This is a genomic window from Flavobacterium circumlabens (assembly GCF_004345565.1).
Taxonomy (GTDB): Bacteria; Bacteroidota; Bacteroidia; order Flavobacteriales; family Flavobacteriaceae; genus Flavobacterium; species Flavobacterium circumlabens.
Genome location: NZ_SLWA01000008.1, coordinates 257,086 through 280,865, shown reverse-complemented (window position 1 = coordinate 280,865; position 23,780 = coordinate 257,086). Strand labels below are relative to the sequence as shown.

The 23,780-nt window shown below is 35.1% G+C and carries 23 protein-coding genes; 10 read left to right on the top strand and 13 right to left on the bottom strand.

Features of this window, described 5'->3' with window-relative positions:
- Nucleotide 1 precedes the first annotated feature (1 nt).
- The 6 genes from EV142_RS18845 to EV142_RS18820 all read right to left on the bottom strand — a co-directional run bounded on the left by EV142_RS18845 (nucleotide 2) and on the right by EV142_RS18820 (nucleotide 8,313).
- Nucleotides 2–859 carry a prephenate dehydrogenase gene (locus EV142_RS18845; protein WP_132037389.1) on the bottom strand — a complete coding sequence of 286 codons (858 nt, stop codon included), beginning with the start codon at nucleotides 857–859 and terminating at the stop codon, nucleotides 2–4.
- Nucleotides 860–1,099: 240 nt separating this feature from the next.
- A complete protein-coding gene (locus EV142_RS18840; RefSeq protein WP_132037388.1) occupies nucleotides 1,100–2,245 on the bottom strand; it encodes a pyridoxal phosphate-dependent aminotransferase in 1,146 nt (381 codons plus the stop codon).
- A 196-nt stretch (nucleotides 2,246–2,441) separates the two neighbouring features.
- The gene (locus EV142_RS18835; RefSeq protein ID WP_132037387.1) at nucleotides 2,442–3,269 is read right to left on the bottom strand and encodes a prephenate dehydratase; all 828 of its coding nucleotides are present in this window, start codon (nucleotides 3,267–3,269) and stop codon (nucleotides 2,442–2,444) included.
- A 469-nt stretch (nucleotides 3,270–3,738) separates the two neighbouring features.
- Nucleotides 3,739–6,141, bottom strand: coding sequence for a ribonucleoside-diphosphate reductase subunit alpha (locus EV142_RS18830; RefSeq protein WP_132037386.1), 2,403 nt, complete (start codon nucleotides 6,139–6,141; stop codon nucleotides 3,739–3,741).
- A gap of 266 nt (nucleotides 6,142–6,407) precedes the next feature.
- Nucleotides 6,408–7,397 carry a ribonucleotide-diphosphate reductase subunit beta gene (locus EV142_RS18825; RefSeq protein ID WP_132037385.1) on the bottom strand — a complete coding sequence of 330 codons (990 nt, stop codon included), beginning with the start codon at nucleotides 7,395–7,397 and terminating at the stop codon, nucleotides 6,408–6,410.
- 346 nt (nucleotides 7,398–7,743) lie between these two features.
- Nucleotides 7,744–8,313: a DUF3109 family protein gene (locus EV142_RS18820; protein WP_132037384.1), complete on the bottom strand. Its 570-nt coding sequence runs from the start codon at nucleotides 8,311–8,313 to the stop codon at nucleotides 7,744–7,746.
- 400 nt (nucleotides 8,314–8,713) lie between these two features.
- On the opposite strand from EV142_RS18820, the gene EV142_RS18815 reads away from it, so the two are divergent.
- From EV142_RS18815 to EV142_RS18805, 3 genes are all read left to right on the top strand, one after another.
- Nucleotides 8,714–9,292, top strand: a complete 579-nt coding sequence (locus EV142_RS18815; protein WP_132037383.1) for a MarC family protein — start codon at nucleotides 8,714–8,716, stop codon at nucleotides 9,290–9,292.
- Between the two features lie 104 nt (nucleotides 9,293–9,396).
- A complete protein-coding gene (locus EV142_RS18810) occupies nucleotides 9,397–9,597 on the top strand; it encodes a hypothetical protein (protein ID WP_047778985.1) in 201 nt (66 codons plus the stop codon).
- Nucleotide 9,598: 1 nt separating this feature from the next.
- Complete coding sequence (locus EV142_RS18805) at nucleotides 9,599–10,204, top strand: FAD-dependent oxidoreductase (RefSeq protein ID WP_132037382.1); 606 nt, start codon at nucleotides 9,599–9,601, stop codon at nucleotides 10,202–10,204.
- Between the two features lie 99 nt (nucleotides 10,205–10,303).
- Here the strand turns inward: EV142_RS18805 and EV142_RS18800 are convergent, their stop codons facing one another.
- From EV142_RS18800 to EV142_RS18780, 5 genes are all read right to left on the bottom strand, one after another.
- The gene (locus EV142_RS18800; RefSeq protein ID WP_132037381.1) at nucleotides 10,304–10,615 is read right to left on the bottom strand and encodes a hypothetical protein; all 312 of its coding nucleotides are present in this window, start codon (nucleotides 10,613–10,615) and stop codon (nucleotides 10,304–10,306) included.
- Nucleotides 10,616–10,709: 94 nt separating this feature from the next.
- On the bottom strand, nucleotides 10,710–11,075 hold the full coding sequence (locus tag EV142_RS18795) for a nuclear transport factor 2 family protein (RefSeq protein ID WP_132037380.1): 366 nt from the start codon (nucleotides 11,073–11,075) through the stop codon (nucleotides 10,710–10,712).
- 16 nt (nucleotides 11,076–11,091) lie between these two features.
- Entirely contained in the window at nucleotides 11,092–12,669 is a 1,578-nt protein-coding gene (locus EV142_RS18790; RefSeq protein ID WP_132037379.1) for a S41 family peptidase, read from the bottom strand.
- Nucleotides 12,670–13,101 (bottom strand): deoxycytidylate deaminase, encoded by a 432-nt coding sequence (locus EV142_RS18785; RefSeq protein ID WP_132037378.1) that lies wholly within the window; start codon nucleotides 13,099–13,101, stop codon nucleotides 12,670–12,672.
- 5 nt (nucleotides 13,102–13,106) lie between these two features.
- Nucleotides 13,107–13,700, bottom strand: coding sequence for a HupE/UreJ family protein (locus EV142_RS18780; protein WP_132037377.1), 594 nt, complete (start codon nucleotides 13,698–13,700; stop codon nucleotides 13,107–13,109).
- 169 nt (nucleotides 13,701–13,869) lie between these two features.
- Between EV142_RS18780 and EV142_RS18775 the strand changes: the two genes are divergently transcribed.
- Entirely contained in the window at nucleotides 13,870–14,301 is a 432-nt protein-coding gene (locus EV142_RS18775; RefSeq protein WP_132037376.1) for a tellurite resistance TerB family protein, read from the top strand.
- Nucleotides 14,302–14,477: 176 nt separating this feature from the next.
- Here the strand turns inward: EV142_RS18775 and fbp are convergent, their stop codons facing one another.
- Nucleotides 14,478–15,485, bottom strand: a complete 1,008-nt coding sequence (fbp, locus tag EV142_RS18770; RefSeq protein WP_132037375.1) for a class 1 fructose-bisphosphatase — start codon at nucleotides 15,483–15,485, stop codon at nucleotides 14,478–14,480.
- 171 nt (nucleotides 15,486–15,656) lie between these two features.
- On the opposite strand from fbp, the gene EV142_RS18765 reads away from it, so the two are divergent.
- Nucleotides 15,657–16,130, top strand: coding sequence for a GNAT family N-acetyltransferase (locus EV142_RS18765; RefSeq protein ID WP_132037374.1), 474 nt, complete (start codon nucleotides 15,657–15,659; stop codon nucleotides 16,128–16,130).
- A gap of 350 nt (nucleotides 16,131–16,480) precedes the next feature.
- The gene (locus EV142_RS18760) at nucleotides 16,481–17,740 is read left to right on the top strand and encodes an aspartate kinase (RefSeq protein ID WP_132037373.1); all 1,260 of its coding nucleotides are present in this window, start codon (nucleotides 16,481–16,483) and stop codon (nucleotides 17,738–17,740) included.
- Nucleotides 17,741–17,821: 81 nt separating this feature from the next.
- Here the strand turns inward: EV142_RS18760 and EV142_RS18755 are convergent, their stop codons facing one another.
- Nucleotides 17,822–18,175 carry a helix-turn-helix domain-containing protein gene (locus EV142_RS18755; protein ID WP_132037372.1) on the bottom strand — a complete coding sequence of 118 codons (354 nt, stop codon included), beginning with the start codon at nucleotides 18,173–18,175 and terminating at the stop codon, nucleotides 17,822–17,824.
- A 155-nt stretch (nucleotides 18,176–18,330) separates the two neighbouring features.
- Between EV142_RS18755 and EV142_RS18750 the strand changes: the two genes are divergently transcribed.
- From EV142_RS18750 to EV142_RS18735, 4 genes are all read left to right on the top strand, one after another.
- The gene (locus EV142_RS18750; RefSeq protein WP_132037371.1) at nucleotides 18,331–18,822 is read left to right on the top strand and encodes a hypothetical protein; all 492 of its coding nucleotides are present in this window, start codon (nucleotides 18,331–18,333) and stop codon (nucleotides 18,820–18,822) included.
- Nucleotides 18,823–18,833: 11 nt separating this feature from the next.
- The gene (locus EV142_RS18745; protein WP_132037370.1) at nucleotides 18,834–19,187 is read left to right on the top strand and encodes a hypothetical protein; all 354 of its coding nucleotides are present in this window, start codon (nucleotides 18,834–18,836) and stop codon (nucleotides 19,185–19,187) included.
- Nucleotides 19,188–19,424: 237 nt separating this feature from the next.
- Entirely contained in the window at nucleotides 19,425–19,538 is a 114-nt protein-coding gene (locus EV142_RS24725) for a DUF5808 domain-containing protein (RefSeq protein ID WP_371311647.1), read from the top strand.
- A 782-nt stretch (nucleotides 19,539–20,320) separates the two neighbouring features.
- Nucleotides 20,321–23,749 (top strand): porin family protein, encoded by a 3,429-nt coding sequence (locus EV142_RS18735; RefSeq protein ID WP_132037369.1) that lies wholly within the window; start codon nucleotides 20,321–20,323, stop codon nucleotides 23,747–23,749.
- The last annotated feature ends 31 nt before the right edge of the window (nucleotides 23,750–23,780 follow it).

Genomic DNA, 23,780 nt, shown 5'->3' with positions numbered 1-23,780 from the left:
TTTATTTTTTAATTGTTAATCCGTTTAATATCTCTTTAATCTTATTGGTACTTTCCATTTCTTCAAAAATGGCATTGTAATTTTCTTCTTTTAACAAATCCCTAAACCGACTGAGATTTGAAATGTATTCTTCTAATGTTTCAATGACGTGTTCTTTGTTTTGCTTAAAAATTGGCGTCCACATTGCGGGTGAACTTTTTGCCAAACGAACGGTACTTTCGAATCCACTTCCTGCCATATCAAAAATATCCTGCTCGTCTTTTTCCTTATTCATCACCGTTTTTCCGAGCATAAACGAACTAATGTGCGACAAATGCGAAACGTAAGCAATGTGTTTGTCGTGCGAAGTCGGATCCATATACCGAATCCGCATTCCGATTTCGCTGAAAAGCTTCAATGCCTTTTCCTGTAATTTGAAAGTGGTTTTTTCCACTTCACAAATAATATTCGTTTTCCCCTGAAACAATCCTTTTATCGCCGCCGATGGTCCGGAAAATTCTGTTCCTGCAATTGGGTGCGTGGCGATAAAATTTCTTCTTTTCGGATGACTGGCAACTGCATCACAAATGGGCTTTTTTGTAGATCCTACTTCAAAAACAATGGTTTGATCGCCAACTGAATCCAGTACTTTAGGCAAAATCGTCAGGGCAACATCTACAGGAACCGAAACAATCACAAAATCAGCTTCAGCCAATTCTTCAAAGCTTCCTGCCTGATCAATAACGCCTAAATCAATCGCTTCCTGCAAGTGTTTTTCGTTACTGTCTATTCCGAAAATAGTCGCGTCCGGATGTTTTTCTTTGATGTCCAGCACCATCGAACCCCCTATTAACCCTATTCCTATTACGTATACTTTCATATTTATATTTATTAGAAGCTAATTCCTGCTATCCGCTATATCTTTTCCGCCGAACCCCGGCGCAAAAGGATGCCGCTTCTATCAGGGCTAGGACCTCTTGTTTTTTAAGACCTTTTATTACTTTCTGTCTTTTTTGTCATTTCGACGAAGCAGAAATCTTCACAAGTAACTCCACAATCAAAATGACCAATCTTTGTCAAAAATCTTTATTCTTTATTCTTTATTCTAAAATCTTAATCCTTAAAATCTGTCAATCGCTTCCTGTACTTTTTCTTCTTTCACACACAAGGAGAATCGGATATATCCTTCACCATTACTTCCGAAGATGGTTCCCGGGGTGATAAAAATGTGTTTCTCGTATAATATTTCGTCAATAAACTTTTCTGCTGATGCTATTCCTTCGGGTAATTTTGCCCATACAAATAATCCAACACCTTCTTTATACACTTTGCAGCCCAATTTCTCTGCTAACTTCTCTGTTAATTCCCGACGGCGTCTGTAAATTTTATTCTGCTCTTCGAACCATGACTTATCACAATTTAAAGCAGCGATTGCTCCTTTCTGAATGCCATAGAACATTCCGCTGTCCATATTGCTTTTTACTTTAAGGACTGCATCGATAATTTCAGGATTTCCTAAAACCATTCCGACTCTCCAGCCTGCCATATTGAATGTTTTGCTTAATGAATTCAATTCCAGAGCCACCTCTTTTGCCCCTTCCACCTGCAATAAACTCATCGGATTATCATTCAGAACAAAACTATACGGATTATCGTTTACCAGTAATATGTTGTGTTTTTTAGCAAAAGCAACCAATTTTTCAAATAACGCTAAGCTTCCTCTGGCACCGGTTGGCATGTGCGGATATCCCAGCCACATGATTTTTACTTTCGAAAGATCTAATTTCTCCAGCGCTTCGAAATCCGGTTCCCAGGCATTCACTTCTTTCAGATCATAATAAACCGGAACAGCTCCAACCAGATTGGTTACCGAAGTATAAGTCGGATAACCCGGATTCGGAATTAAAACGTGATCACCTTCATTCAGAAATGCCAGTGAAATATGCATAATTCCTTCTTTAGAACCCATCAGAGGCAAAATCTCATTATTCGGATTTAAGGCAACACCAAACTGATCCTGATAAAAATCTGCCATCCCTTTTCTCAATTCCGGCAATCCCTGATAGCTTTGATAACCATGCCCGTTTTCATCCAGAATTGCTGCAGCTACTGCTTCAATTACTGCTTTCGACGGACTCAAATCAGGGCTTCCGATTCCCATGTTGATGATCGATTTTCCTTCCGACTGCAGTTGACGAACTTCTCTCAATTTTGAGGAGAAGTAGTATTCTTCAACTGTATCTAATCGTTTTGCTGTTGTAATCATTTCTATTTTTTATTAAAAATGCTTTAGGCTTTAGGCCTTAAGCTTTATGCTTTTTTTTTACTTATAACTTTAAAACTTCTGTCACCCTGAGCAAAGTCGAAGACTTTTGAAAACTAAAGAGGCTTCAACTCCGCTCAGCCTGACAATTGTTTCGTCCCGAAGCCTCGGGATTGGAATTTCAAAATTAGAATTTCCTTTAGGGCTTTGTGTTTTTGTATTCTCCCAGAACCTTTAAATATTCTGCCATAATATTCAGTAATGCTTTGGCTTTTGCAAAGTCTTCGTATTTCTCGAATGTCACATCTACGAAAAACGAATATTTCCAGGGTGTCTCGATTTTTGGAAGCGACTGGATTTTTGTTAAATTCAGTTTGCAATCGCTCATTACATTGAGAACTGCTGCCAGGCTTCCTCTTTTATGATCTAATTCAAATTTGATGGAAGCTCTGTTGATTTCGTTTTCCGGCAAAAATGAATTCTGTTTTTTAATAATCACGAAACGGGTCATGTTATTTTTAATCGTTTGAATTTCCGGTGCCAGAATTTCCAAATCGTACATTTCAGAAGCCGTTTTACTCGCGATTGCAGCAATTCCGGTTAATTGTTTTTCCTGAATTCTTCTGGCGGTTTCGGCTGTATCTTTATCTTCAACCAATTTAATGTTTGGATATTTTTTTAAGAAATCCATACATTGCAAGATAGCCATCGGGTGTGAATGAACTTCTTTTATATCTTCCATTTTCTGACCTTTCAGGGCCATTAAATTTTGGTGAATGCTCAAATAATGTTCTCCGATAATGTGCAAATTATTCTTGTCAATCAACGCATAATTCGGAATAATTGGCCCTGCAATCGAGTTTTCAATTGCCATAACGGCCTGATCCGATTTTCCGGAAAGCAGGCTGTCAATTAATTCTTCAAAAGACAAACACTCATCAATAGCCACATTTTCAGAGAAATACTCCTTTACAACCTGATGGTGAAAAGAACCTTTTATACCTTGTATTGCAATTTTCGTTGTCATATATTCAAAAAAAAATCCTGATTTTCATCAGGATTGTATATTAGTTTTATTTGTCTTTTTTAATTTTCTCAAATAACCATAGCACAATCCTTACTTCTACTAAAGAAGAAATAAAAAGAGTTGCTAAAATAAAAACGGTTATTGGACATTTTGTTTGTGTTTTTCAATAAATTCTCTGCGAATGTATAAATTATTTTCACTGCACCAAAAAAAATATTGCATTTTATGAAACAAAAAAGAATTTCTTAACAAATTACCTGCCTTTTGTAAGATAATTAAATAAATCAGCCTTAAAATGCGATTTAAGCAAGTAGTTTTTAGGGAGGTACTGAAATTTTAAGCATTAAGGTACTGAGAGCTGAGGGTAAAATTTGTTTAAAATTGACCATTATAAATCAAAAAAGCAGCTATCATTACAATAACTGCTTTCTATTATAAGAATAATTCTATTCTCTTTATTCTAAAAAAATTAAGACCCGCACATTTCGCAATCCTCAGGATCTGCGGCTTGTGCTTTTAGCAACATTGCTTTGTAGTCTTCAACACTTATTGGCTCTGTTTCCGGAACTAAAGTTGCTGATGCTGGTGTTGCTTCTTCTTTTTTATCGTTGTTTAACGTGAATTTAATCGCATCTACCGCAGATTTTGTTCTTAGGTAATACATTCCTGTTTTCAAACCGGATTGCCATGCATAGAAGTGCATAGAAGTTAGTTTAGAGAAATTAGCATCCTGCATAAACAAATTCAATGACTGCGACTGGTCAATAAAATAACCTCTCTGACGTGACATATCCAAAATATCTTTCATTGACATCTCCCAAACTGTTTTGTACAATTCTTTAATATCATCCGGAATTCCTTTAATGTTTTGAACAGATCCGTTATGACGCATAATTTCCTGCTTCAAAGATTCATTCCAGATTCCTAATTTCACTAAGTCTTCCAGTAAATGTTTGTTTACCACGATGAATTCTCCGGAAAGCGTTCTTCTGGTGTAGATATTAGAAGTGTAAGGCTCGAAAGCTTCGTTGTTTCCTAAAATCTGAGAAGTTGATGCTGTTGGCATCGGTGCCACTAATAAGGAGTTACGAACTCCGTGTTCTACAACTTCTTTACGTAATGAAGCCCAGTCCCAACGTCCTGATAATTCTTCGTCTTTCATTCCCCACATATTGTATTGGAATTCTCCCTGAGACATTGGAGATCCTTCAAATGTAGAATACGGTCCTTCTACTTTTGCCAGTTCCATAGAAGCAGTAACAGCAGCAAAGTATAACGTTTCGAAAATTTCGTGGTTCAGCTGTTTCGCTTCGTCACTTGTAAAAGGCATTCTTAACATGATAAAAGCATCTGCAAGACCTTGCACTCCCAAACCAATTGGTCTGTGGCGTACATTGGAGTTTTCAGCTTCTTTTACAGGGTAATAGTTTCTGTCAATTACTTTATTTAAGTTGAATGTCACACGTTTTGTAACATCAAATAATTTTTGGTGATCAAATTTACCGTTCTCCACAAACATTGGCAATGAAATCGAAGCCAGGTTACAAACCGCAACTTCATCCGGAGACGTGTACTCGATAATTTCAGTACATAAATTGGACGAACGGATTGTTCCTAAATTCTTTTGGTTCGATTTACGGTTTGCCGCATCTTTGTACAACATGTACGGAAGTCCTGTCTCTACCTGAGATTCCAGGATTTTTTCCCAGATTTCTCTCGCTTTAATGGTTTTTCTTCCTTTTCCTTCTGCTTCATAACCTAAATACAAAGCATCAAATTCTTCACTGTGCACTTCTGATAATCCAGGGCATTCGTTAGGGCACATCAAAGTCCATGTGGAATCTTCCTGAACTCTTTTCATGAATAAATCCGGAATCCACATTCCAAGAAATAAATCACGGGTTCTCATTTCTTCCTTACCATGGTTTTTTCTTAAGTCAAGGAAATCAAAAATATCAGCATGCCAGGGCTCGATATACATGGCAAAACTTCCTTTACGTTTTCCTCCACCCTGATCTACATAACGGGCTGTCATGTCGTATACACGAAGCATTGGAACAATTCCGTTAGAAGTTCCGTTAGTTCCACTGATATAAGAACCGGTAGCTCTTACATTGTGAATAGCCAAACCAATTCCTCCAGCAGACTGCGAAATTTTAGCCGTTTGCTTTAAGGTATCATAAATACCGTCAATACTGTCATCTTTCATGGTTAACAAGAAACAAGATGACATTTGAGGTTTTGGAGTTCCTGCGTTAAATAATGTTGGTGTAGCGTGCGTAAAGAATTTCTTAGACATCAACTCATACGTTTCAATCGCAGAGGCAATATCGTCTTTATGAATTCCGATAGAAACACGCATCAGCATATGTTGTGGTCGCTCTACAATCTTTCCGTTTATTTTTAGCAAATAAGAACGTTCCAATGTTTTAAATCCAAAATAATCGTAGTTAAAATCACGATTATAGATAATAGTTGAATCCAGAACCTGAGAGTTATTCTTAATTACTTCGTAAACATCATCTGCCAACAAAGGAGCTTCTTTCCCTGTTCTTGGATTAACATAATGATACATATCCGACATCGTTTCTGAGAACGATTTTGTTGTATTAGAATGTAAGTTAGAGATAGCAATACGAGCGGCTAATTGAGCATAATCAGGGTGTGCAATAGTCATAGAAGCAGCTGTTTCAGCAGCAAGATTATCCAACTCTGAAGTAGAAACACCATCATACAATCCCTCAATAACGCGCATGGCGACTTTTACAGGATCTACAAGTTCATTAAAACCGTAACACAATTTTTTGATTCTGTCTGTAATCTTATCAAACATTACCGGCTCTTTGCGTCCATCTCTTTTTATTACATACATAAGCTTACTTTTTTATTGTTATTGAAAAAATGAAAGACACTGGAATAACGGATTCCAGTACTTAAACATTGTGTGTTTTATTGTTTTTATTTTGAGAATTACAGGATTCTCAATAGTTACCTACTTCAAATTTGAAAAACAAATTGAAAATGAATTAAAATAATTGAATCCGCGATTTGGGAAGAGATTCAATCTCAAAAATATTGTGTTATAAAATTTATTCTTTTTAGTGTTTTTTGGGGGAATCACTAAAATATTCTTATGCGCTAAAAATCTGCATCAAAGCTGATTTTCTGAGAATCACTATCTCCGCCTGAGCCACTGTTCATTACTCCGGCTTTTTGATATTCGGAAACTCTTTTTTCAAAGAAATTGGTTTTTCCCTGTAAGGATATCATATCCATAAAGTCAAATGGGTTTGCGGATCCGTAAACACGGTCGCACTCTAACTCTACCAGTAATCTGTCTGCAACAAACTCCAGATATTGCGTCATTAAAACTGCATTCATGCCGATTAAACTTACCGGAAGAGATTCTGTAACAAATTCCCTTTCAATATTTAAGGCATCAACAATGATTTCTTTAATTCTTTCTTTCGGAACTTTATTTATTAAATGGTGATTATGTAAATGCACTGCAAAATCACAATGTACCCCTTCGTCACGGGAAATTAATTCGTTAGAAAACGTCAAACCTGGCATCAGACCACGTTTTTTCAACCAGAAAATAGAACAGAAAGCACCTGAGAAAAATATTCCTTCAACAGCTGCAAAAGCAATAAGTCTTTCTGCAAACGAATCAGATTCAATCCACTTCAAAGCCCATTCTGCTTTTTTGGCAATCGCAGGAAAAACTTCCAGCGCATTAAACAATTCCGCTTTTTCTGCTTCATCTTTAACATAGGTGTCGATTAGAAGAGAATACGTTTCACTGTGAATATTTTCCATCATGATTTGAAAACCATAGAAAAATTTCGCTTCTGCATATTGCACTTCATTTACAAAGTTCTCTGCAAGGTTTTCATTTACAATTCCGTCAGAAGCAGCAAAAAATGCTAAAATGTGTTTTACAAAATAACGCTCCTCTTCTGACAGTTTATTATTCCAGTCATTCAAATCCTGATGCAAGTCAATTTCTTCTGCAGTCCAAAAGCTCGCTTCCATCTTCTTATACCAATCCCAAATATCGTGGTGTTTGATAGGAAAAATTACGAAACGATTCTTATTTTCTTGTAAAATTGGCTCAACTTGTGACATGGCTTTTATGTTTATTTTTTGTATTGAATTTTTGCTGATTCAGTAGAGTACAAAGATTGTCATTTGTTGGCGAAAATAAAAGCCAAACTTATTCACAATTGGTCGTAGTTTTTAACAACGCAGGAAAAATGAGATATTTTTCAGACAATAATTAAATATTTGTAAATGAGACATTTAATATTGTCATTCACACCTTAAGTCCCCGTAGAATATAGACTTTTTACAATAAAAAGCAAGAAATTATTAATTGTTTTTAAAAGTTTTTAAAAGTTTATTTTTTGAGTTAAAAGTTTATTTTTTGAGTTAAAATATCCCCTTTTAAAGTGGTAACTAAAGCGCCTGGATTTTACGATTTTTTGAGTTCTTCGGCCACTTTTTCGAGCTCTAAATACCAATCCTGCCCAAAGCGGCGAATTAACGCTTCTTTTACAAATTTATAAACCGGAACTTCTAATTCTTTACCTAAAGAACAGGCATCATCACAAATTTCCCACTTATCGTAATTGACTGCAGCAAACTCCGTAAAGTCTTTTACACGGATCGGATACAAATGACAGGAAACTGGTTTTTTCCAATCTACGATTCCCTGATTGTACGCTTGCTCGATTCCGCAAAGCGCCGTTTTGCCGTCAAAAATAACGTAAGCACAATCCTTATTATCAATTAATGGTGTTTCAAGATCACCATCCGTCCCGTTTACCCAGGTTCCCTGCGCTTCAATAGCTGCAATTCCTTCTTTTCGCAAAAAAGGTTTGACTTTGGGATAAATCTCTTCCATGATTTTAGTTTCCGCCTCACTCAAAGGTGCACCGGCATCTCCGTCAACACAGCAGGCTCCTTTACAAGCTGACAAATTGCACACAAATTCTTTTTCAAGAATATCTTCTGAAATAATGGTTTTTCCTAATTGAAACATGATACTAAAATACTGTAATTTATAAAGTGCAAAGATAGACAAAGAAAACAGATGAAAGGAGATTAAATTCCGAGTGCATCATCGTTGCTGTCTAACCGCTAAGAGCGCAAAGTTTTTCGCAAAGATTCGCGAAGTTTTATCATCAACAGAAACTGAAAAACAAACCGTTGTTTAAAATCCTTATAAAAGCTACCCACTATTTCCGCCCACAACACTGCGATCTTTGCGAAAGATCTTTGCGAATCTTTGCGGTGAGGAGAATGTTTTGTTATAAAAATCATTATTTTAATCCATAATACATATTTTTATAACAAAAATACACGACGGCTGATTTTATCAAAAAAAGGCCTAACTTTATTATCTACCTTTGCACATCTTTAAACACTAAATAGAAAAAAGTATGTTAGAAATTGATTTTAAGGAAATTATCACTGTTGGGATGGTACTTTTTGCAGTAATTGATATCGTTGGATCTATTCCTATCATCGTAAATCTAAGAGCAAAGGTTGGCCACATCGATTCTGAAAAAGCTTCAATTGTTGCCGGACTGATTATGATTGTTTTTCTTTTTGTCGGAGAAGGTTTCTTAACCCTGATCGGGATCGACGTACATTCGTTTGCCGTTGCCGGTTCGTTTGTTTTATTTTTCCTGGCCTTGGAAATGATTTTAGGAATTAGAATATATCGCGATGAAGAACCGGGATCAGCTTCTATAGTTCCGTTAGCGTTTCCGTTAATTGCCGGAGCAGGAACCATGACCACTTTACTTTCCCTTCGCTCCCAGTTTCACACCATTAATATTATCATTGCTATTTTACTGAACATTATTCTGGTCTATGTAGTTTTGAAATCATCTAAAAAAATTGAAACTTTATTAGGAGAAAACGGACTTGGTGTTGTTCGCAAGACATTTGGAGTAATACTTTTAGCGATTGCTGTTAAATTATTCGCTGCTAATGTTAAAGGTTTGTTTGTCTAACAGATATTTTTATAAATTTACCTCATAAAATTTAAAAAATTCAATTTTGCGGTAATCCCTGCCGGAGAATTTTACTTTACTATTTTAGACAAACAAACAGCCATATGAAAATTTTCACTTCAATCTTAGTGCTTTTAGCATTAGCTTTAATTGTTTTTAATATTACGTTGCTAGACTTCAAAAACCCTTTTCAGGGTGACAGTGCAGTAGCTTTTATTGGAATAGCTGCTTCCTTTTGCGCCGTTTTGATTCTTTTGATTTTTAGAATTTCGAAAAAGATCGAAGAAAAAACCAACGGTCGATAATATGTTTGATACTTTAATTATCGGCGGAGGCGTTTCAGGCATGTCCTGTGCTCTCGTTTTAGGTTCAGCCAAAAACAAAACTTTTGCAAGCGATAAAAAAATCGGGATTTTTACCCACCAGAAAAATTCTTCGTTACAGGAGGCTATTTTCTACAATGCTTACGGTATAACACCAGGCAAACTGGGTTCGGAATTACTTTCTGAAAGCACACAGGATCTGGCATTAACGTATCCGCATATTACGCAGATCCCAAATGAAAAAGTAATCAAAGTAGAAGGATCCTTTCCTGAATTTACCGTTACTACTAACAAAAACTCCTATCAGACTAAAAGCATCGTTATCGGAATTGGTTCTGCTAATACTTTTGACATTGAAGGTTTAATGCACTATATTGAACCTCATAAAAAAGCACTACCGGAAAAGCAGCGTATTCAGCTTAAAAATGACGACCATAAAGTAGTAGATGGCATTTATGTGATTGGAACTCTGGCTGGCTGGAGAAGCCAACTGGCAATTGCTGCCGGAAGTGGTGCCGCTGTAGCAACAGACATTCTTACTTTATGGAACAATGGTGTGCAGACTCATGCACACGACAGTATTCGATAACAAACATTTATATATTTAAAAACCATTAAGAGATTAAGGTCGTTAAGTTTTAAAGCTTAATTTTCTTAATCTCTTAATGGTTTTTAAATTTTCTAAGATTTATTTCACTGAAACAATCTCTTTTACCTTGATATGTTTCTCCGTATCTGTTTTCCAGAATTCTCCTTTTAAAGAAACCTCATCACCTTGTTTTAACACTTTATAATGCTCCGGTCCGCCAACATTTACAATACTGATGGTTGCAAAATAAACCTCATTCTTATCTGTATTAATTTTAGCCGTGTAACCGTCCTTTCCAAATTCAACAGATTCTACTTTTCCTGAAATGGTGTTTTTATCTTTCATGCAAGCACAAGAAATTACAAAAGTCATTAAAACAATCAGAGCACTTATTCTTTTTAGATTTTTCATATTATAATTATTATTTTAACTGTAAAATTCGCTACTGTTAAGCAAAATTTGTTACATCCTGTTTTAAAAAATTATTATTATTTGGCTGTAGTTTTTATTTCAGTTCCGCACAACTGCCTGCAATTACTTTCAGGCCTTCGTCAAATTGTTTCCAAACGCGAATATAACGTAGAGCTCCGTCTATCCGATTATTATCGTAATTGCCTTTTAATAAAACCGTAACACTCACAATTGCTGTATCTCCGATACAATTGATGATTTGATCTGAGGCTTCAAGGAAATCAATCTTCATTTTTCCGGAACGATACATATTCAGATCAAATTCTTTGGTGATCGTTTGCCCGTCGGGTAAGTTAAAAAGTAAATCATCATGCAGCATTTTTTCCAATACTGAAACGTCTGCATATTTAATTGCAGTAAGAAGTTCTATTTCTGCATTTACAACGTTGCTTTTTTCCATTATAAAAAAGTTAAAATTACTTTTTTGGATTCAAAACTGCTTTAACCATCGCATCCTCTTTCAGGATTACATCGTAGTAATACAATTCACCATACAATTGTCTGGCAAATTCAGCATTGATATAGCGATTAACCAAAGCTTTGGTTTTATCTAATTTCAAGTCTAAACCGGTCATTAAAATATAGTTCCTGAATTTTTTGAAATACTCATCCGAGTTTTTCATCTTAGCCTGAAATGCACTAAAATGAAGTCCGTCAAATGCATTTCTGTTTTTGTCCAGCTCTTCAAAAACAAAATGCCCCACAATTCCGGTCTGCATCAGATAGGCCACATTTTCATTTCCGTGTTCTGCTTCCATTGGCACAAAAACATCCGGAACGATTCCGCCTCCGCCGTAGACGATTTTTCCTTTTGGCGTTTTAAATTTTAGAGAATCTGCTACTTTTATACTGTCTTTTGCATAAAGTTCCCCTGATTTAATGCGGTCTTCAGATTCTTTATAATATTCTTCGTTCCCTTTTTTATACGGTTTCTGAATCGATCTTCCGGTTGGGGTGTAGTATCTTGCAACCGTCAGTCTTACCGCTGATCCGTCGTTGAAATCCATTTCTCGCTGCACGAGTCCTTTTCCAAAAGAACGGCGTCCTACAATAGTTCCGCGGTCGTTATCCTGAAGCGCTCCGGCCAGGATTTCACTTGCCGATGCACTGTTTTCATTAATCAGAACATATACTTTTCCGTTTTCAAAACTTCCGCCTTTATTGGCATAGGTTTTATCGGTAGTTCCATTCTTGCTTTTGGTAAAAACGATCAGTTGTTTGTCTTTTAGAAATTCATCTGCAATAGCAACAGCCTCTTCCATGTAGCCTCCTCCATTATCACGAAGGTCAATAATCAACGACTGCATTCCTTTTTTTTGCAAACGGGTTAAACCTGTTTTGAATTCCTTATATGTGGTTTCCGCAAAACGGTTTATTTTTATATAACCCGTATTATTCCCTAATAATAAAGACGCATCAACGCTCTTTATCGGAATAATATCTCTTTTAATTTTAAACTTCAGTTTCTTCTGTTCTGATTTTCTAAAAACAGTAAGTTCTATTTCAGAACCTTTTATTCCTTTTAATCTGGAGAACAGGCTGTCTGAAGGTAATTTCCTGCCGAACAATTTGGTTTTTCCGGCAAATAAAATTCGGTCTCCGGATTTCAATCCAGCTTTCGCCGAAGGACCATTTTCAACAGGCCTTATGATTGCTACGGAATCTTTGTACATGTAAAAATTGATTCCGATTCCTACGAAGTCCCCTTTCATACTTTCGGCAACCTCTGCCTGTTCTGTGGGTGGAATATAAACGGAATGCGGATCTAATTTAGACAGTATATTGTCTACTGTCAAATTTACAATTGAATCCGTATTCACGCTGTCCACGTATTCGTTATTGATAAAATCAATGAGTTTGTTCAGTTTTGTCTTGGAGTAATTTTTAGCCAAAAGCTGATCGTCAACGGGAGCATTCATCAGGCTTCCGAGGACTGTGCCAAGAGCAAAAACGGCTCCTATGACAAGGGGTAAATATTTTGAGTTTAATTTCATTTACTCTTCTAGATCGGGAATATGTGATACTTCAATGCCTGCTTTTATTAAAAACTGAATTCCCGAATCGTCTCTGTATCCATTCTGATACACGACTCTTTTTATCCCTGACTGATGTATTAATTTACTGCACTCTTTGCAGGGTGAAAGTGTAATATACAAAGTCGCTCCTTCACAGGATTGTGTTGATCTTGCTACTTTCAGGATTGCATTTGCCTCGGCATGTAAAACATCCCAGCGCGTCAATCCGTCTTCGTCTTCACAGCAATTCTCAAATCCCGACGGTGTTCCATTATAACCATCAGAAATAATCATTCGGTCTTTTACGATAATGGCGCCTACCTGTTTCCGCTTACAATAAGAAAGCAAACTCCATTCTTTGGCAATTCGCAAATACGCTTTATCGTATTTATTTATTTTATTTACTTCCATTTATTTTATCTGTTCCAAATAGGGCTTTCAATAATCATAGGAATGACAACTCCAATGATAAAAGCCGACATTACAAGTGCCCAATCACGTTTAGAAAAACGAAAAACGGTCTGCACTATATATGACAATAATAAAGCCACAAATACTACTACCAGCTGCGCTACTTCAATTCCTAATGCAAATTCTCCCAAAGGTAGTAATTTTGAGGTTGCAGTACCGCCTAATATTGTCTTGAAATAATTTGAAAATCCAAGTCCGTGTATAATTCCAAAAAACAAGGTCACAAAAAAGATCAGATTCACTCCGTCATTTTTAGATGCTTTGCCTGCTGTAAACAAATGATACAAAGCCGTTATTAAAATGGTAATCGGAATTAAGAACTCCACAATATTCACTTTTACCGCTATAATTCCAAAAACAGAAAGCACCAAAGCCACCGTATGCCCAATTGTAAAAACGGAAACCAGCAATAAAATACGTTTCCAGTCTTTGAAAGTGTAAGGAACTGTCAATGCGATTAAAAAAAGAACGTGATCATAGGCATGAATGTCTAAAACATGCTTTAATCCTATTTGAAAATAAATCCAAAATTGTGACATATAGGTACTGGTATTAATTGATTAAGGGGTTGTAAACTTACGATTAATTTTGAAAATTCAAGAAAACCCTGCCTTAAAACAACGAAGAAAAATAAGTTAAATTTTATGAGAACTTTAAAATTAATAATTTAAAATAAAAATTATCTTTGCACCATAAAAAAACATAATTATGTCATTTTCAGATTTATTTGATAGCGAATTCAAACAAAGAAACAAAGGTCACTTTTCAGCTATTGTTCGCGTAGCATTAGCCGATGGAATTGTACATCCTGAGGAAAAAAAATTCTTAGATAAATTAGCTGCACGTTTAGAGATTTCAGAAACTGAATACGAAGAAATTCTTAACGACCCATTAAAATATCCAATTAATCCACCTTATTTACATGTACAGCGTTTAGAGCGTTTATATGATCTGACAAGAATGGTACACGTTGATCACCACCTTGAAGACCAACAAGAAGTAATGTTAAGAAAATTAGGTATTGCTTTAGGTTTTACCCCAAGCAACGTAAACTATATTATTGCAAAAGCATTATCATTAGTTGATAAAAAAGTAGACGGTGATACTTTTGTTTACGAAATGCAACATATGCATAAATAGAAAGTATTCAGTTTACAGTCGCAGCTTAGAGTTTCAAACTGCCACTAAAAACTGACACTGATAATAGAAACCCGACAGATCTAAGATTTGTCGGGTTTACTTTTTATATCCATAAACCCGAAAAGTTTTAAAAACCTGTCGGGTTTGGTACTGTGACTGAAAACTGAGACTGAGACCTACTTAGCCTCTGCCATAAACTGTTCGGCTTTTTCAACCATATTATAACTGCCGCAGAAGAAAGGAACTCTCTGGTGCAGTTCAGTTGGCTGAATTTCCATAATTCTTCCGAAACCATCTGTTGCTTTTCCTCCCGCCTGTTCTGCAATAAACGCCATTGGATTACATTCATACAGCAAACGTAATTTTCCTTTAGGTGCTTTTGAACTGGTTGGATACAAATAAATTCCGCCTTTGATCATATTTCGATGAAAATCAGACACCAGGCTTCCGATATATCGGGAAGTATACGGTCTGTCTTCTTCTTCTCTCTGACAATATTTGATGTAGTTTTTTACGCCCTGAGGGAAATGCACATAATTACCTTCGTTTACCGAATAGATATTTCCGTCACGCGGAAATTTCATATTAGGATGTGAAAGGTAAAATGTTCCGATAGCAGGATTTAAAGTAAATCCGTTTACGCCATGACCTGTTGTGTAGACTAACATCGTTGATGTTCCGTAAATCACATATCCGGCAGCAACCTGATTTACGCCCGGCTGCAGAAAATCTTCGCTGGTCACCGGAGTTCCAATTGGCGTAATTCTTCTAAAAACAGAGAAGATCGTTCCCAAAGAAACATTGACATCAATGTTTGAAGATCCGTCTAAAGGGTCCATTAAGATCACGTACTTATTATTATGACTGTTGTCGCTCCCCTGAACAGTAATAAAATCGTCGTTTTCTTCAGAAGCAATACCACAGACAATCTCACGGTTTATTAACGTCTGGATAAATACTTCGTTTGCATAGACATCTAACTTTTGCTGATCTTCTCCCTGAATATTTTGCTCGCCTGCTGCGCCAATGATATCCACCAAACCTGCTTTGTTTACTTTATAGTTTACAACTTTCGCCGCCAAACGTATAGAGTTGATAATTCGGGATAACTCTCCTGATGAGTATTGAAATGCTTTTTGGTTCTCAATAATAAACTCTCCTAGTGTTTTATTGCGTTCTTCCATTACTAAATCGTTGTAGTTTTAATTTTAAGTCACAAATATCGTTTTTTTTGTGAGAATGGTTTAAAAATTATTTCGTTAGTTTGCTACTATTGTACATTTGGTAATCAAAAGCAAAAATTGAGTATTAAAACCATACTATTTTAGCCAATAAACGCTTAATAATAAGAATATATGAATATTAGAAAAGGAAATCCGGAAGACATGGAATCGGTTTTAGGATTAATACAGGAGCTGGCAATATTCGAAAAAGAACCCGATGCAGTCGTAATAACAGTAGATGATTTACTGCGTGACGGTTTTGGCGAGAAACCGTTATTTCATGTATTTGTAGCAGAGGAAAAGGAAGAAATTGTTGGAATAGCCTTATATTATTACCGTTATTCTACCTGGAAAGGAAAAACGATTCACCTAGAAGATTTAATTGTAAAGGATAAAATGCGCGGTTCCGGTGTAGGGTCTGCCCTATACGCTGAAATCATGAAGCAGGGAAAGAAAGACAACGTAAGAAGAATCGAATGGAATGTGCTGGCCTGGAATACGCCAGCTGTGAAATTTTACGAGAATTCCGGCGCAAGAATTCTTGAAGACTGGCAAGTAGTTCAAATGGACGAAGCGGGAATTAATTCTTTCCTGGAAAAATTGTAAAAAAATCGTTTGCCACAGATTATTAAGATTAAAATGATTTTAAAACTTGCTTGAGTTTGCCGCGAATTTCACAAATTGGCACGAATTAATTAGTGAAAAATTCGTGAAATTCGTGGCGAGAAAAACCAACGAAAATCATTAATCTGTAGCAAAAAGACGCATTGCTGTGCGTCTCTACGATCCAATCAATTGGAATTTGGAATTTATAAAAAACAGAAAAAGACAGCCACAGATTACAGAATTAAAGAAATTAAAATCCTTTCTGATTGAAATAAGCTGTGGCAGAAAAATAATAAAATACTAGATTTCATTTCAATCTGAAATCTAAAATTAAAAATCTAAAATTAAGAATGAGAGTATTTAAATTTGGAGGAGCATCCGTAAAAGATGCCGACGGGATCAAAAACGTATATGACGTTTTACAAAAAGTGGGTTATGAAGATGTGATTCTGGTTGTTTCGGCAATGGGAAAAACTACCAACGCACTTGAAGTGGTGATCAAAAATTACTTTGATAAATCGGAGCAATTGAATTCATCTGTACAGGAAATAAAAAAATACCACAATCAAATATTACTGGACTTATTCGAAGATGAAAAACACGATGTTTTTGCAGCGGTAACAGCACAATTTTCTGATTTGGAATATTTTTTAGCACATAATAAATCCCCAAACTACAATTTTGTTTATGATCAGGTGGTAAGTTTCGGAGAATTGATTTCGACTACGATTTTGAGTCATTTCATGAATTTTATGGGCATCAAAACACAATGGCTGGATGTTCGTGAATTTATAAAAACCGATTCCAACTACCGTGATGCTGAAGTGGACTGGGAGGCAACCCAAAAAAATATAAGCAAAAATGTACCGCGAAAAATATTGAACATCACTCAGGGATTTTTGGGTGCTGACGAGAATAATTTCACCACCACTTTAGGTCGTGAAGGTTCAGATTACACCGCAGGAATTTTTGCTTATTGCCTGAATGCCGAAAACGTAACGATCTGGAAAGATGTTCCCGGTGTTATGAATGCCGATCCACGTTATTTTGAAAATGCAAGCTTACTGAATCAGATTTCGTACCGTGAAGCTATCGAATTGGCTTTTTACGGCGCAACGGTAATTCACCCGAAAACTTTACAGCCATTGCAGAAAAAAGAAATTCCGTTGTACGTTAAATCGTTTATTAATCCTTTACTAAAAGGAACCTGCGTATCAAAAGGAGTTGACTTAGAACCGCAATATCCGTGTTTTATCGTGAAAAGAAACCAGCTTCTGATTTCGCTTTCCTCGATTGATTTCTCTTTTATCATGGAGGAAAACATCAGCGAAATTTTTGCTCTTTTTCACGAATTCAAAATCAAGGTAAACCTAATTCAGAATTCTGCGATTAGTTTTTCTGTTTGTGTAGAAGATAAATTTGGGAATTTCAATGATCTGAATGCCATACTTTCAAAGAAATTCAAAGTGGATTATAACGAAAATGTGACTTTATATACGATTCGTCATTTCACCGAACAAGCAGCACAAACTGTTGAAGAAAACAAAGCCGTTTTACTGAAACAGGTAAGCCGTGAGACGATGCAGATTGTAACTAAAGAAATCAATTAAGCTTTCTTTATAAAGTTAATTATATAAATTCAGCCTATTCAAAAGGTTTCACTTAACGGTGGAACCTTTTTTTTGTACTGTTTATTCCTTGCTTCTTTTTAAATCTTCGATTATTGCTTTTAACACGATAATTTGCCCTTCATACTTTTCTAATATTTTTCTATAGGCGTTGAGCAGTGCGCTTTGAGTTTCGTATTCAATATTTACAAAATCTTCTTTTTCATTTAGAACTCCCTCATTCTTAACTAATTCCTCAGGAGTAATTTCGAAGACCTCACAAATTCGATTAAAATGACTTGCCCATGAAGTACTTTCCCCTCTTTCCATTCTTGCATAGGCAGATAATGATATATGTAAAAAATCTGCCACTTGCTCTTGTGACAGATTTTTAGACTGACGCAATATTTTTAGCTTATTTCCTATAATTTTATTCATAATTCACATTTTTACAAATATAAACATAAGAAATGTTTTATAATTATTCGGATTCAGGTTTTAAATAACCGATTTTCGAATAAGACTCTTTTGAAAAGTAATATAAATTTGCTGAGTGAAAGTTCAACAATTTATAATAATAAACCTGCTTTTTTATGAAAATAAACATTAAATTACTTATATTAGTCCTGGTATCATTTCTTACTTTTTTATCCTGTACAAGGGATGAAGTGATTAACAAAAACGGAGAAATCTCTAAAGAATTAACAAAAGATCCACTATTTGAGTCAATGGATAAGGCCTATAGCAAGTACTTAGAAGATATGATAAAATATCCCAGAGACAATGTAAATCAAATCTCAGATAAAAAATTCAAAAAAGACTTAGAACTAAATAAATTTAAAAGTTTCAATGATTATGCGAAAGCCAAGGAAAAAGCAGGATACGTTGATTTTGGAAAAAGAATCCGCAATTTAATTGCTTTCAAAGCAGCTGAAGAAAAACTTTTTCAAAAATACCCCGAACTGAAAGTCAACAAGAAGAAATTTTATTCCTTTTTCATAAAAACCCGACGATCTCAGATCGGAGATGAAAGAATGAAACAATTGTTATTAGGAAGAAAAGAAATACAGTTAAAAAAGATCTAATAAACTAAAAAATGAAAAAGATTATCACAACAATAGGTTTATTAATTTTATTAATACCGACATCCAAAGCGCAAAAAAGAGAATGTCAATATTCATGTCATGATGAATATACCTACAATATAAATGCTTTACAGGAATATTTTTTTTATGCGACAGCTCAGGAATGCACTCCATTTCTCAATAATAATCAGGGAGACTATGCAATACTTGAATCATACATTGAAGGTGTAGATCTATTTTTACCTCCCTCAGCTTTAAATACCATTGAGCAATACTTTGACTGTCTCAGAGAATTAAATTATATACATGGAGAGGCAATGAACATAATCGCTGACACTTATTTTAATTGTATTGAGCTTTGTTAAAAGCATTGACTGATAGTTCTCTTCATAGATCGTATCTCTAAAAATTTGTAAGTTAAATCACATGGTTTAATAACATTCTTTTTCTCCATGACTTCCGCACTCATTCTTTATTTAGACAGTGAAAATTATATTATTAAAATTTTAAAAACAAAACTTAAAGTTTTAAATTATGGCAACAAATAATAAACCAAGTAAAGAAACCAAAAATGAATGGCATCATGATCCAAAAAACTGGAAATGGAGAATTTTTATTACAATCCAAAAGATAAAAGATTATTTCCACCTAAAAGAATAAAACAGTTAGGATGGACCATAAATTTCGCCAATCTAACTCAATATTATTTATATTAACTATAATCGCAACTATTTATCTCTTAACAAAATATACCAGATAATTTCTAAAAAAAATTTAATTTTTATTTAATTAAATCTACATCACATCCCGTAATCATGCAGTAAAAATTTGTGAAAGCTATTGATTATGCTACCTTAAATAATGAGATTGATAAATTTTATAGAATAACTTATGAAACCCAACAATATAAAAAAACTTCTTTTTATTAATAACTATATTATTAGCCCTATTTACATCCTTATAATCTTTTGGTTATTTTTTTTTTAATGGAGATACTTTTTTTATAACACAGATAATAGCTCATAAATATGATCCAAGAATATATTTTGCGATTATTTGGGCTATTATTAGTCTTATCCTACTGCGATGGGGAATGAAATTACCAAGAAATAAATTATAATAAAACACTTCAGACTGCTTTTAAATAACAAGCAAATGAATTTCATAAAAAAACATAAACGAATAATCTTAACTGTAATTCTTTATTTTGGCTGTTTCAAAAAATAAAAGCAAATTGTGCTATCTTTTTCATTTCACATCGCCTCAATATGCTTAAAAATGTTGCAGATAAGATTTATGTATTAGACAACAAAACCATAACTCATTTTGGAAACCATCAGAGCTTAATGCAATCACCAAATTTTTATAGTAATTACTGGGCAATAGAATCGTAAAATGAGGTTTCACCAAAAAATCAAGCCTTTTTTGTTTTAGCAAACTGCCCTTTCATTTTACCACTATTAAATACTACTTTTGACTTTTTGCAGTTAAAGTCTTTATGTTGAAAAAATTACTTTTTTTGATGGTGTTTGTTTTTTATTCCGGGCTTCAGGCGCAGGAAAGCAATTCACTGTACAAAACAAAAAAGATAGCGATTTCAAAAGACACGATTCAACTGGAAAAATTCAGTATCAATTCAGGTTTTTTCCAACTTTTAAATTCAAAAAACGAACCGGTTGATTCTACTTTTTATAAGGTTGATTTCGCTAAGGGGAGTTTAATTTTAAAGGAAAATTTTACTTCAGGCATCGACACTTTAATTGTAAACTATTTAAACTATCCCGATTTTCTAACCAAAGAATACAGTTTGTATAACGAAAGCCAGGTCGTGAGCAATGATGTTACCACCGACAAATTGTATAAAATTGAGAATTCCACCAAAAAAGTCATTCCGTTTGACGGATTGAACACCTCAGGAAGCATAGCACGTGGCGTCACCGTCGGAAATAATCAGAATACCGTTTTAAACTCTAATTTAGATTTACAAATCACCGGAAAAATATCCGACAAAGTAAGTTTAAGAGTCTCGCTGCAGGACAGTAATATTCCGCTGCAGGATGGCGGCTATTCTCAAAAACTGGATCAGTTTGATAATATTTTCATGGAACTTTTCAGCGATGACTGGAACATACGGGCTGGCGATGTCTTTTTGGAAAACAGGAAAACACAATTTTTAAGCTTCAATAAAAAAGTTCAGGGAATTGCCGCAAGCTTTGATTTTGATACCGAAGAAAGCAAAACCAATATTTTTGCATCGGTTGCTTTTGTAAAAGGGCAATACGCCAAAAGTACTTTTGTAGGCCAGGAAGGCAATCAGGGGCCGTATAAATTAAAAGGACAAAATGGGGAATTGTATGTTCTGGTCATTTCGGGTTCGGAACGGGTCTACGTAAATGGTGTTTTACTGAAACGCGGCGAAAACAATGATTATATAATTGATTATAATGCGGGTGAAATTGTTTTTACGTCCCTATTTACAATCACTTCAGAAATGCGTATCAATATTGAATACCAATATTCAGATCGAAATTACAATCGCTTAGTGACGTATGCCGGAGCAACTCATGAAAATAAAAACTGGAGTTTTGGAGGTTATTTATATTCTGAAAGCGATTTGAAAAATCAGCCTTTACAACAGAATCTTTCTACCGCACAAGTCCAGATTCTGAGTCAGGCCGGAGACGACCAAAATCGGATGACTGCTCCTTCTGCGTACGAAGATGCTTATGCCGACAATAAAATTTTATACAAAAAAATAATTCTTAACGGACTTGACGTTTATGAATATTCGAATAATTCAACTGATGTTTTATACAATGTAAAATTCAGTCTTGTCGGAAATAATCTTGGGAATTATGTCATTCAGAATAACAATTCGGTCGAGCGTATTTACGAATATGTTCCTCCCGTAAATGGTATTTTGCAGGGAAATTATGAGCCGATTGTAAAACTAACGGCTCCCATGAAAATTCAGGTGGCTACGTTTTTAGGGAAATACAATCCGGATGAAAAAACGCTGGCAGATTTTGAAATTGCCATAAGTGATAACGATAAAAACCTGTTTTCAACTCTTGATGATTCTAATAACGAAGGTGTTGCTGTAAAAACGAATATCAAAAAACGTCTTTTTACCAGAGACTGGACATTGGATGCTTTTGCCAACTATCAGTTTGTACAGGAAGATTTCAAATCTGTAGAGCGTTTGTACAATATTGAATTCAATCGGGACTGGAACTTAAATTCGACACTTTTAGGCAATCAGAGTCTGCTGGTTACAGGGTTGAATTTTGATTTATTTTCTAAAAAAGAAACCACAAATATTGGTTTGTTTACGTATCAATTCGAAAAATTAGATTTTACGGAGAGCTATTCCGGGTCACGCCATACGGCCAATGCTTTCTTTAAGCTGAACAAATGGACAATTGAAAATCGGGGTAGTTTCCTGAATTCTGATGCCACCACTTCAAGTTCTAAATTTATCAGAAACCTTACGAAAACCAAATATCATTTTGGAAAAAACTGGATTGGCGGAAGTGTTCAGATCGAAGATAATCAGGAAAAAGACAAAGTCTCCAATCAGTTTTCGACGCTGAGCCAGAGATTTTCGGAATATGGCGTTTTTGTTGGACGAGGCGACAGTACAAAAGTTTTTGTAGAACTGGGCTATTTACAACGCCGTAATGACAGTTTACAAAATGGTTTCCTGCAGCATGTGAATGATTCAAAAATGTATGTTTTGAAATCCAAATTAATTCAGAACAAAAAAACAGATTTATCGGTTTATGCGAGTTACAGGACTTTAGATTTTACAGATCCCTCACGCAAAAGTGAACCTTCACTAAATTCCAGAATTCTCTACAATGATCGTTTTTTCAATCAGTTGATGCAAATCGGAACGGCTTACGAAACCAGTTCCGGAACTATTGCCCAACAGGAATTCACGTATATAGAAGTTCCAACCGGACAGGGAGTTTATACCTGGAACGATTATAATGGCAATGGAATTCAGGAATTGGAAGAGTTTGAAATTGCTCCTTTTCCGGATCAGGCTAAATTTATACGCATCTTTCTATCCAATCAGATTTATATAAAAACCAATCAGAATAAGTTCTCGCAATCGGTGACTCTGAATCCGCTGCAATGGCAAAACGAAAAAGGTTTTAAAAAGCTGGTGTCTTATTTTTACAACCAGACTTCTTTTATCATGGATCGAAAAGTAAAAAATGACGGTGGTCATTTTGAACTGAATCCATTTAATTCTTCTGATGAAAATATGCTGGGATTAAATTCCAGTTTCAGAAACAGCCTTTATTATAATCGGGGGAAACAAAACCATTCGGTAACCTATTCTTACCTTATGAATAAAGGAAAAAATTTACTTTCGATTGGTTCACAAGAGGTAAAAAACAATTCACATCAACTGCAATACACCCATTTATATCAAAAAAGCTGGTTGTTTAACTGGTTTACCAAAACAATCAAAACCACCTTAGTTTCAGAAGACTTTACAGAAAAAAATTATGATTTGGAAGGCTATCAGATTGCCCCGAAAATCAGCTATTTGTTTTCGAAAAATACCAGCCTGGATTTCTTTTATGAATTACAAAACAAAAAAAATCAGACCGGAAACTTAGAAACTTTAGCTCAAAACCGAATCGGAACTTCTTTTTCCTATGCCGGTGAAAAAAAAGTAACTATCAGCGGAGAGTTTTCATTTTATGAAAATAAATTTACGGGAAATGAATTTTCATCTGTTGGATTTCAAATGTTAGAAGGGCTTCAGGCGGGGCAGAATTTAGTCTGGAAACTTCTTTTGCAGAAAAACATAACCCAATTTCTGGATGTCAATTTAAACTATCAGGGCCGTAAAAGCGAAACCGGAAATACCATTCATACCGGAAATATTCAGCTTCGCGCTTATTTTTAACACTTTACGGCAAACATTCACATAAATTGAT

Coding starts and splice junctions, on each gene's coding strand:
- EV142_RS18845 (WP_132037389.1), bottom strand. CDS start 859: ATGAAAGTATACGTAATAGGAATAGGGTTAATAGGGGGTTCGATGGTG.
- EV142_RS18840 (WP_132037388.1), bottom strand. CDS start 2,245: ATGATTACAACAGCAAAACGATTAGATACAGTTGAAGAATACTACTTC.
- EV142_RS18835 (WP_132037387.1), bottom strand. CDS start 3,269: ATGACAACGAAAATTGCAATACAAGGTATAAAAGGTTCTTTTCACCAT.
- EV142_RS18830 (WP_132037386.1), bottom strand. CDS start 6,141: ATGTATGTAATAAAAAGAGATGGACGCAAAGAGCCGGTAATGTTTGAT.
- EV142_RS18825 (WP_132037385.1), bottom strand. CDS start 7,397: ATGTCACAAGTTGAGCCAATTTTACAAGAAAATAAGAATCGTTTCGTA.
- EV142_RS18820 (WP_132037384.1), bottom strand. CDS start 8,313: ATGTTTCAATTAGGAAAAACCATTATTTCAGAAGATATTCTTGAAAAA.
- EV142_RS18815 (WP_132037383.1), top strand. CDS start 8,714: ATGTTAGAAATTGATTTTAAGGAAATTATCACTGTTGGGATGGTACTT.
- EV142_RS18810 (WP_047778985.1), top strand. CDS start 9,397: ATGAAAATTTTCACTTCAATCTTAGTGCTTTTAGCATTAGCTTTAATT.
- EV142_RS18805 (WP_132037382.1), top strand. CDS start 9,599: ATGTTTGATACTTTAATTATCGGCGGAGGCGTTTCAGGCATGTCCTGT.
- EV142_RS18800 (WP_132037381.1), bottom strand. CDS start 10,615: ATGAAAAATCTAAAAAGAATAAGTGCTCTGATTGTTTTAATGACTTTT.
- EV142_RS18795 (WP_132037380.1), bottom strand. CDS start 11,075: ATGGAAAAAAGCAACGTTGTAAATGCAGAAATAGAACTTCTTACTGCA.
- EV142_RS18790 (WP_132037379.1), bottom strand. CDS start 12,669: ATGAAATTAAACTCAAAATATTTACCCCTTGTCATAGGAGCCGTTTTT.
- EV142_RS18785 (WP_132037378.1), bottom strand. CDS start 13,101: ATGGAAGTAAATAAAATAAATAAATACGATAAAGCGTATTTGCGAATT.
- EV142_RS18780 (WP_132037377.1), bottom strand. CDS start 13,700: ATGTCACAATTTTGGATTTATTTTCAAATAGGATTAAAGCATGTTTTA.
- EV142_RS18775 (WP_132037376.1), top strand. CDS start 13,870: ATGTCATTTTCAGATTTATTTGATAGCGAATTCAAACAAAGAAACAAA.
- fbp (WP_132037375.1), bottom strand. CDS start 15,485: ATGGAAGAACGCAATAAAACACTAGGAGAGTTTATTATTGAGAACCAA.
- EV142_RS18765 (WP_132037374.1), top strand. CDS start 15,657: ATGAATATTAGAAAAGGAAATCCGGAAGACATGGAATCGGTTTTAGGA.
- EV142_RS18760 (WP_132037373.1), top strand. CDS start 16,481: ATGAGAGTATTTAAATTTGGAGGAGCATCCGTAAAAGATGCCGACGGG.
- EV142_RS18755 (WP_132037372.1), bottom strand. CDS start 18,175: ATGAATAAAATTATAGGAAATAAGCTAAAAATATTGCGTCAGTCTAAA.
- EV142_RS18750 (WP_132037371.1), top strand. CDS start 18,331: ATGAAAATAAACATTAAATTACTTATATTAGTCCTGGTATCATTTCTT.
- EV142_RS18745 (WP_132037370.1), top strand. CDS start 18,834: ATGAAAAAGATTATCACAACAATAGGTTTATTAATTTTATTAATACCG.
- EV142_RS24725 (WP_371311647.1), top strand. CDS start 19,425: ATGGAGAATTTTTATTACAATCCAAAAGATAAAAGATTATTTCCACCT.
- EV142_RS18735 (WP_132037369.1), top strand. CDS start 20,321: ATGTTGAAAAAATTACTTTTTTTGATGGTGTTTGTTTTTTATTCCGGG.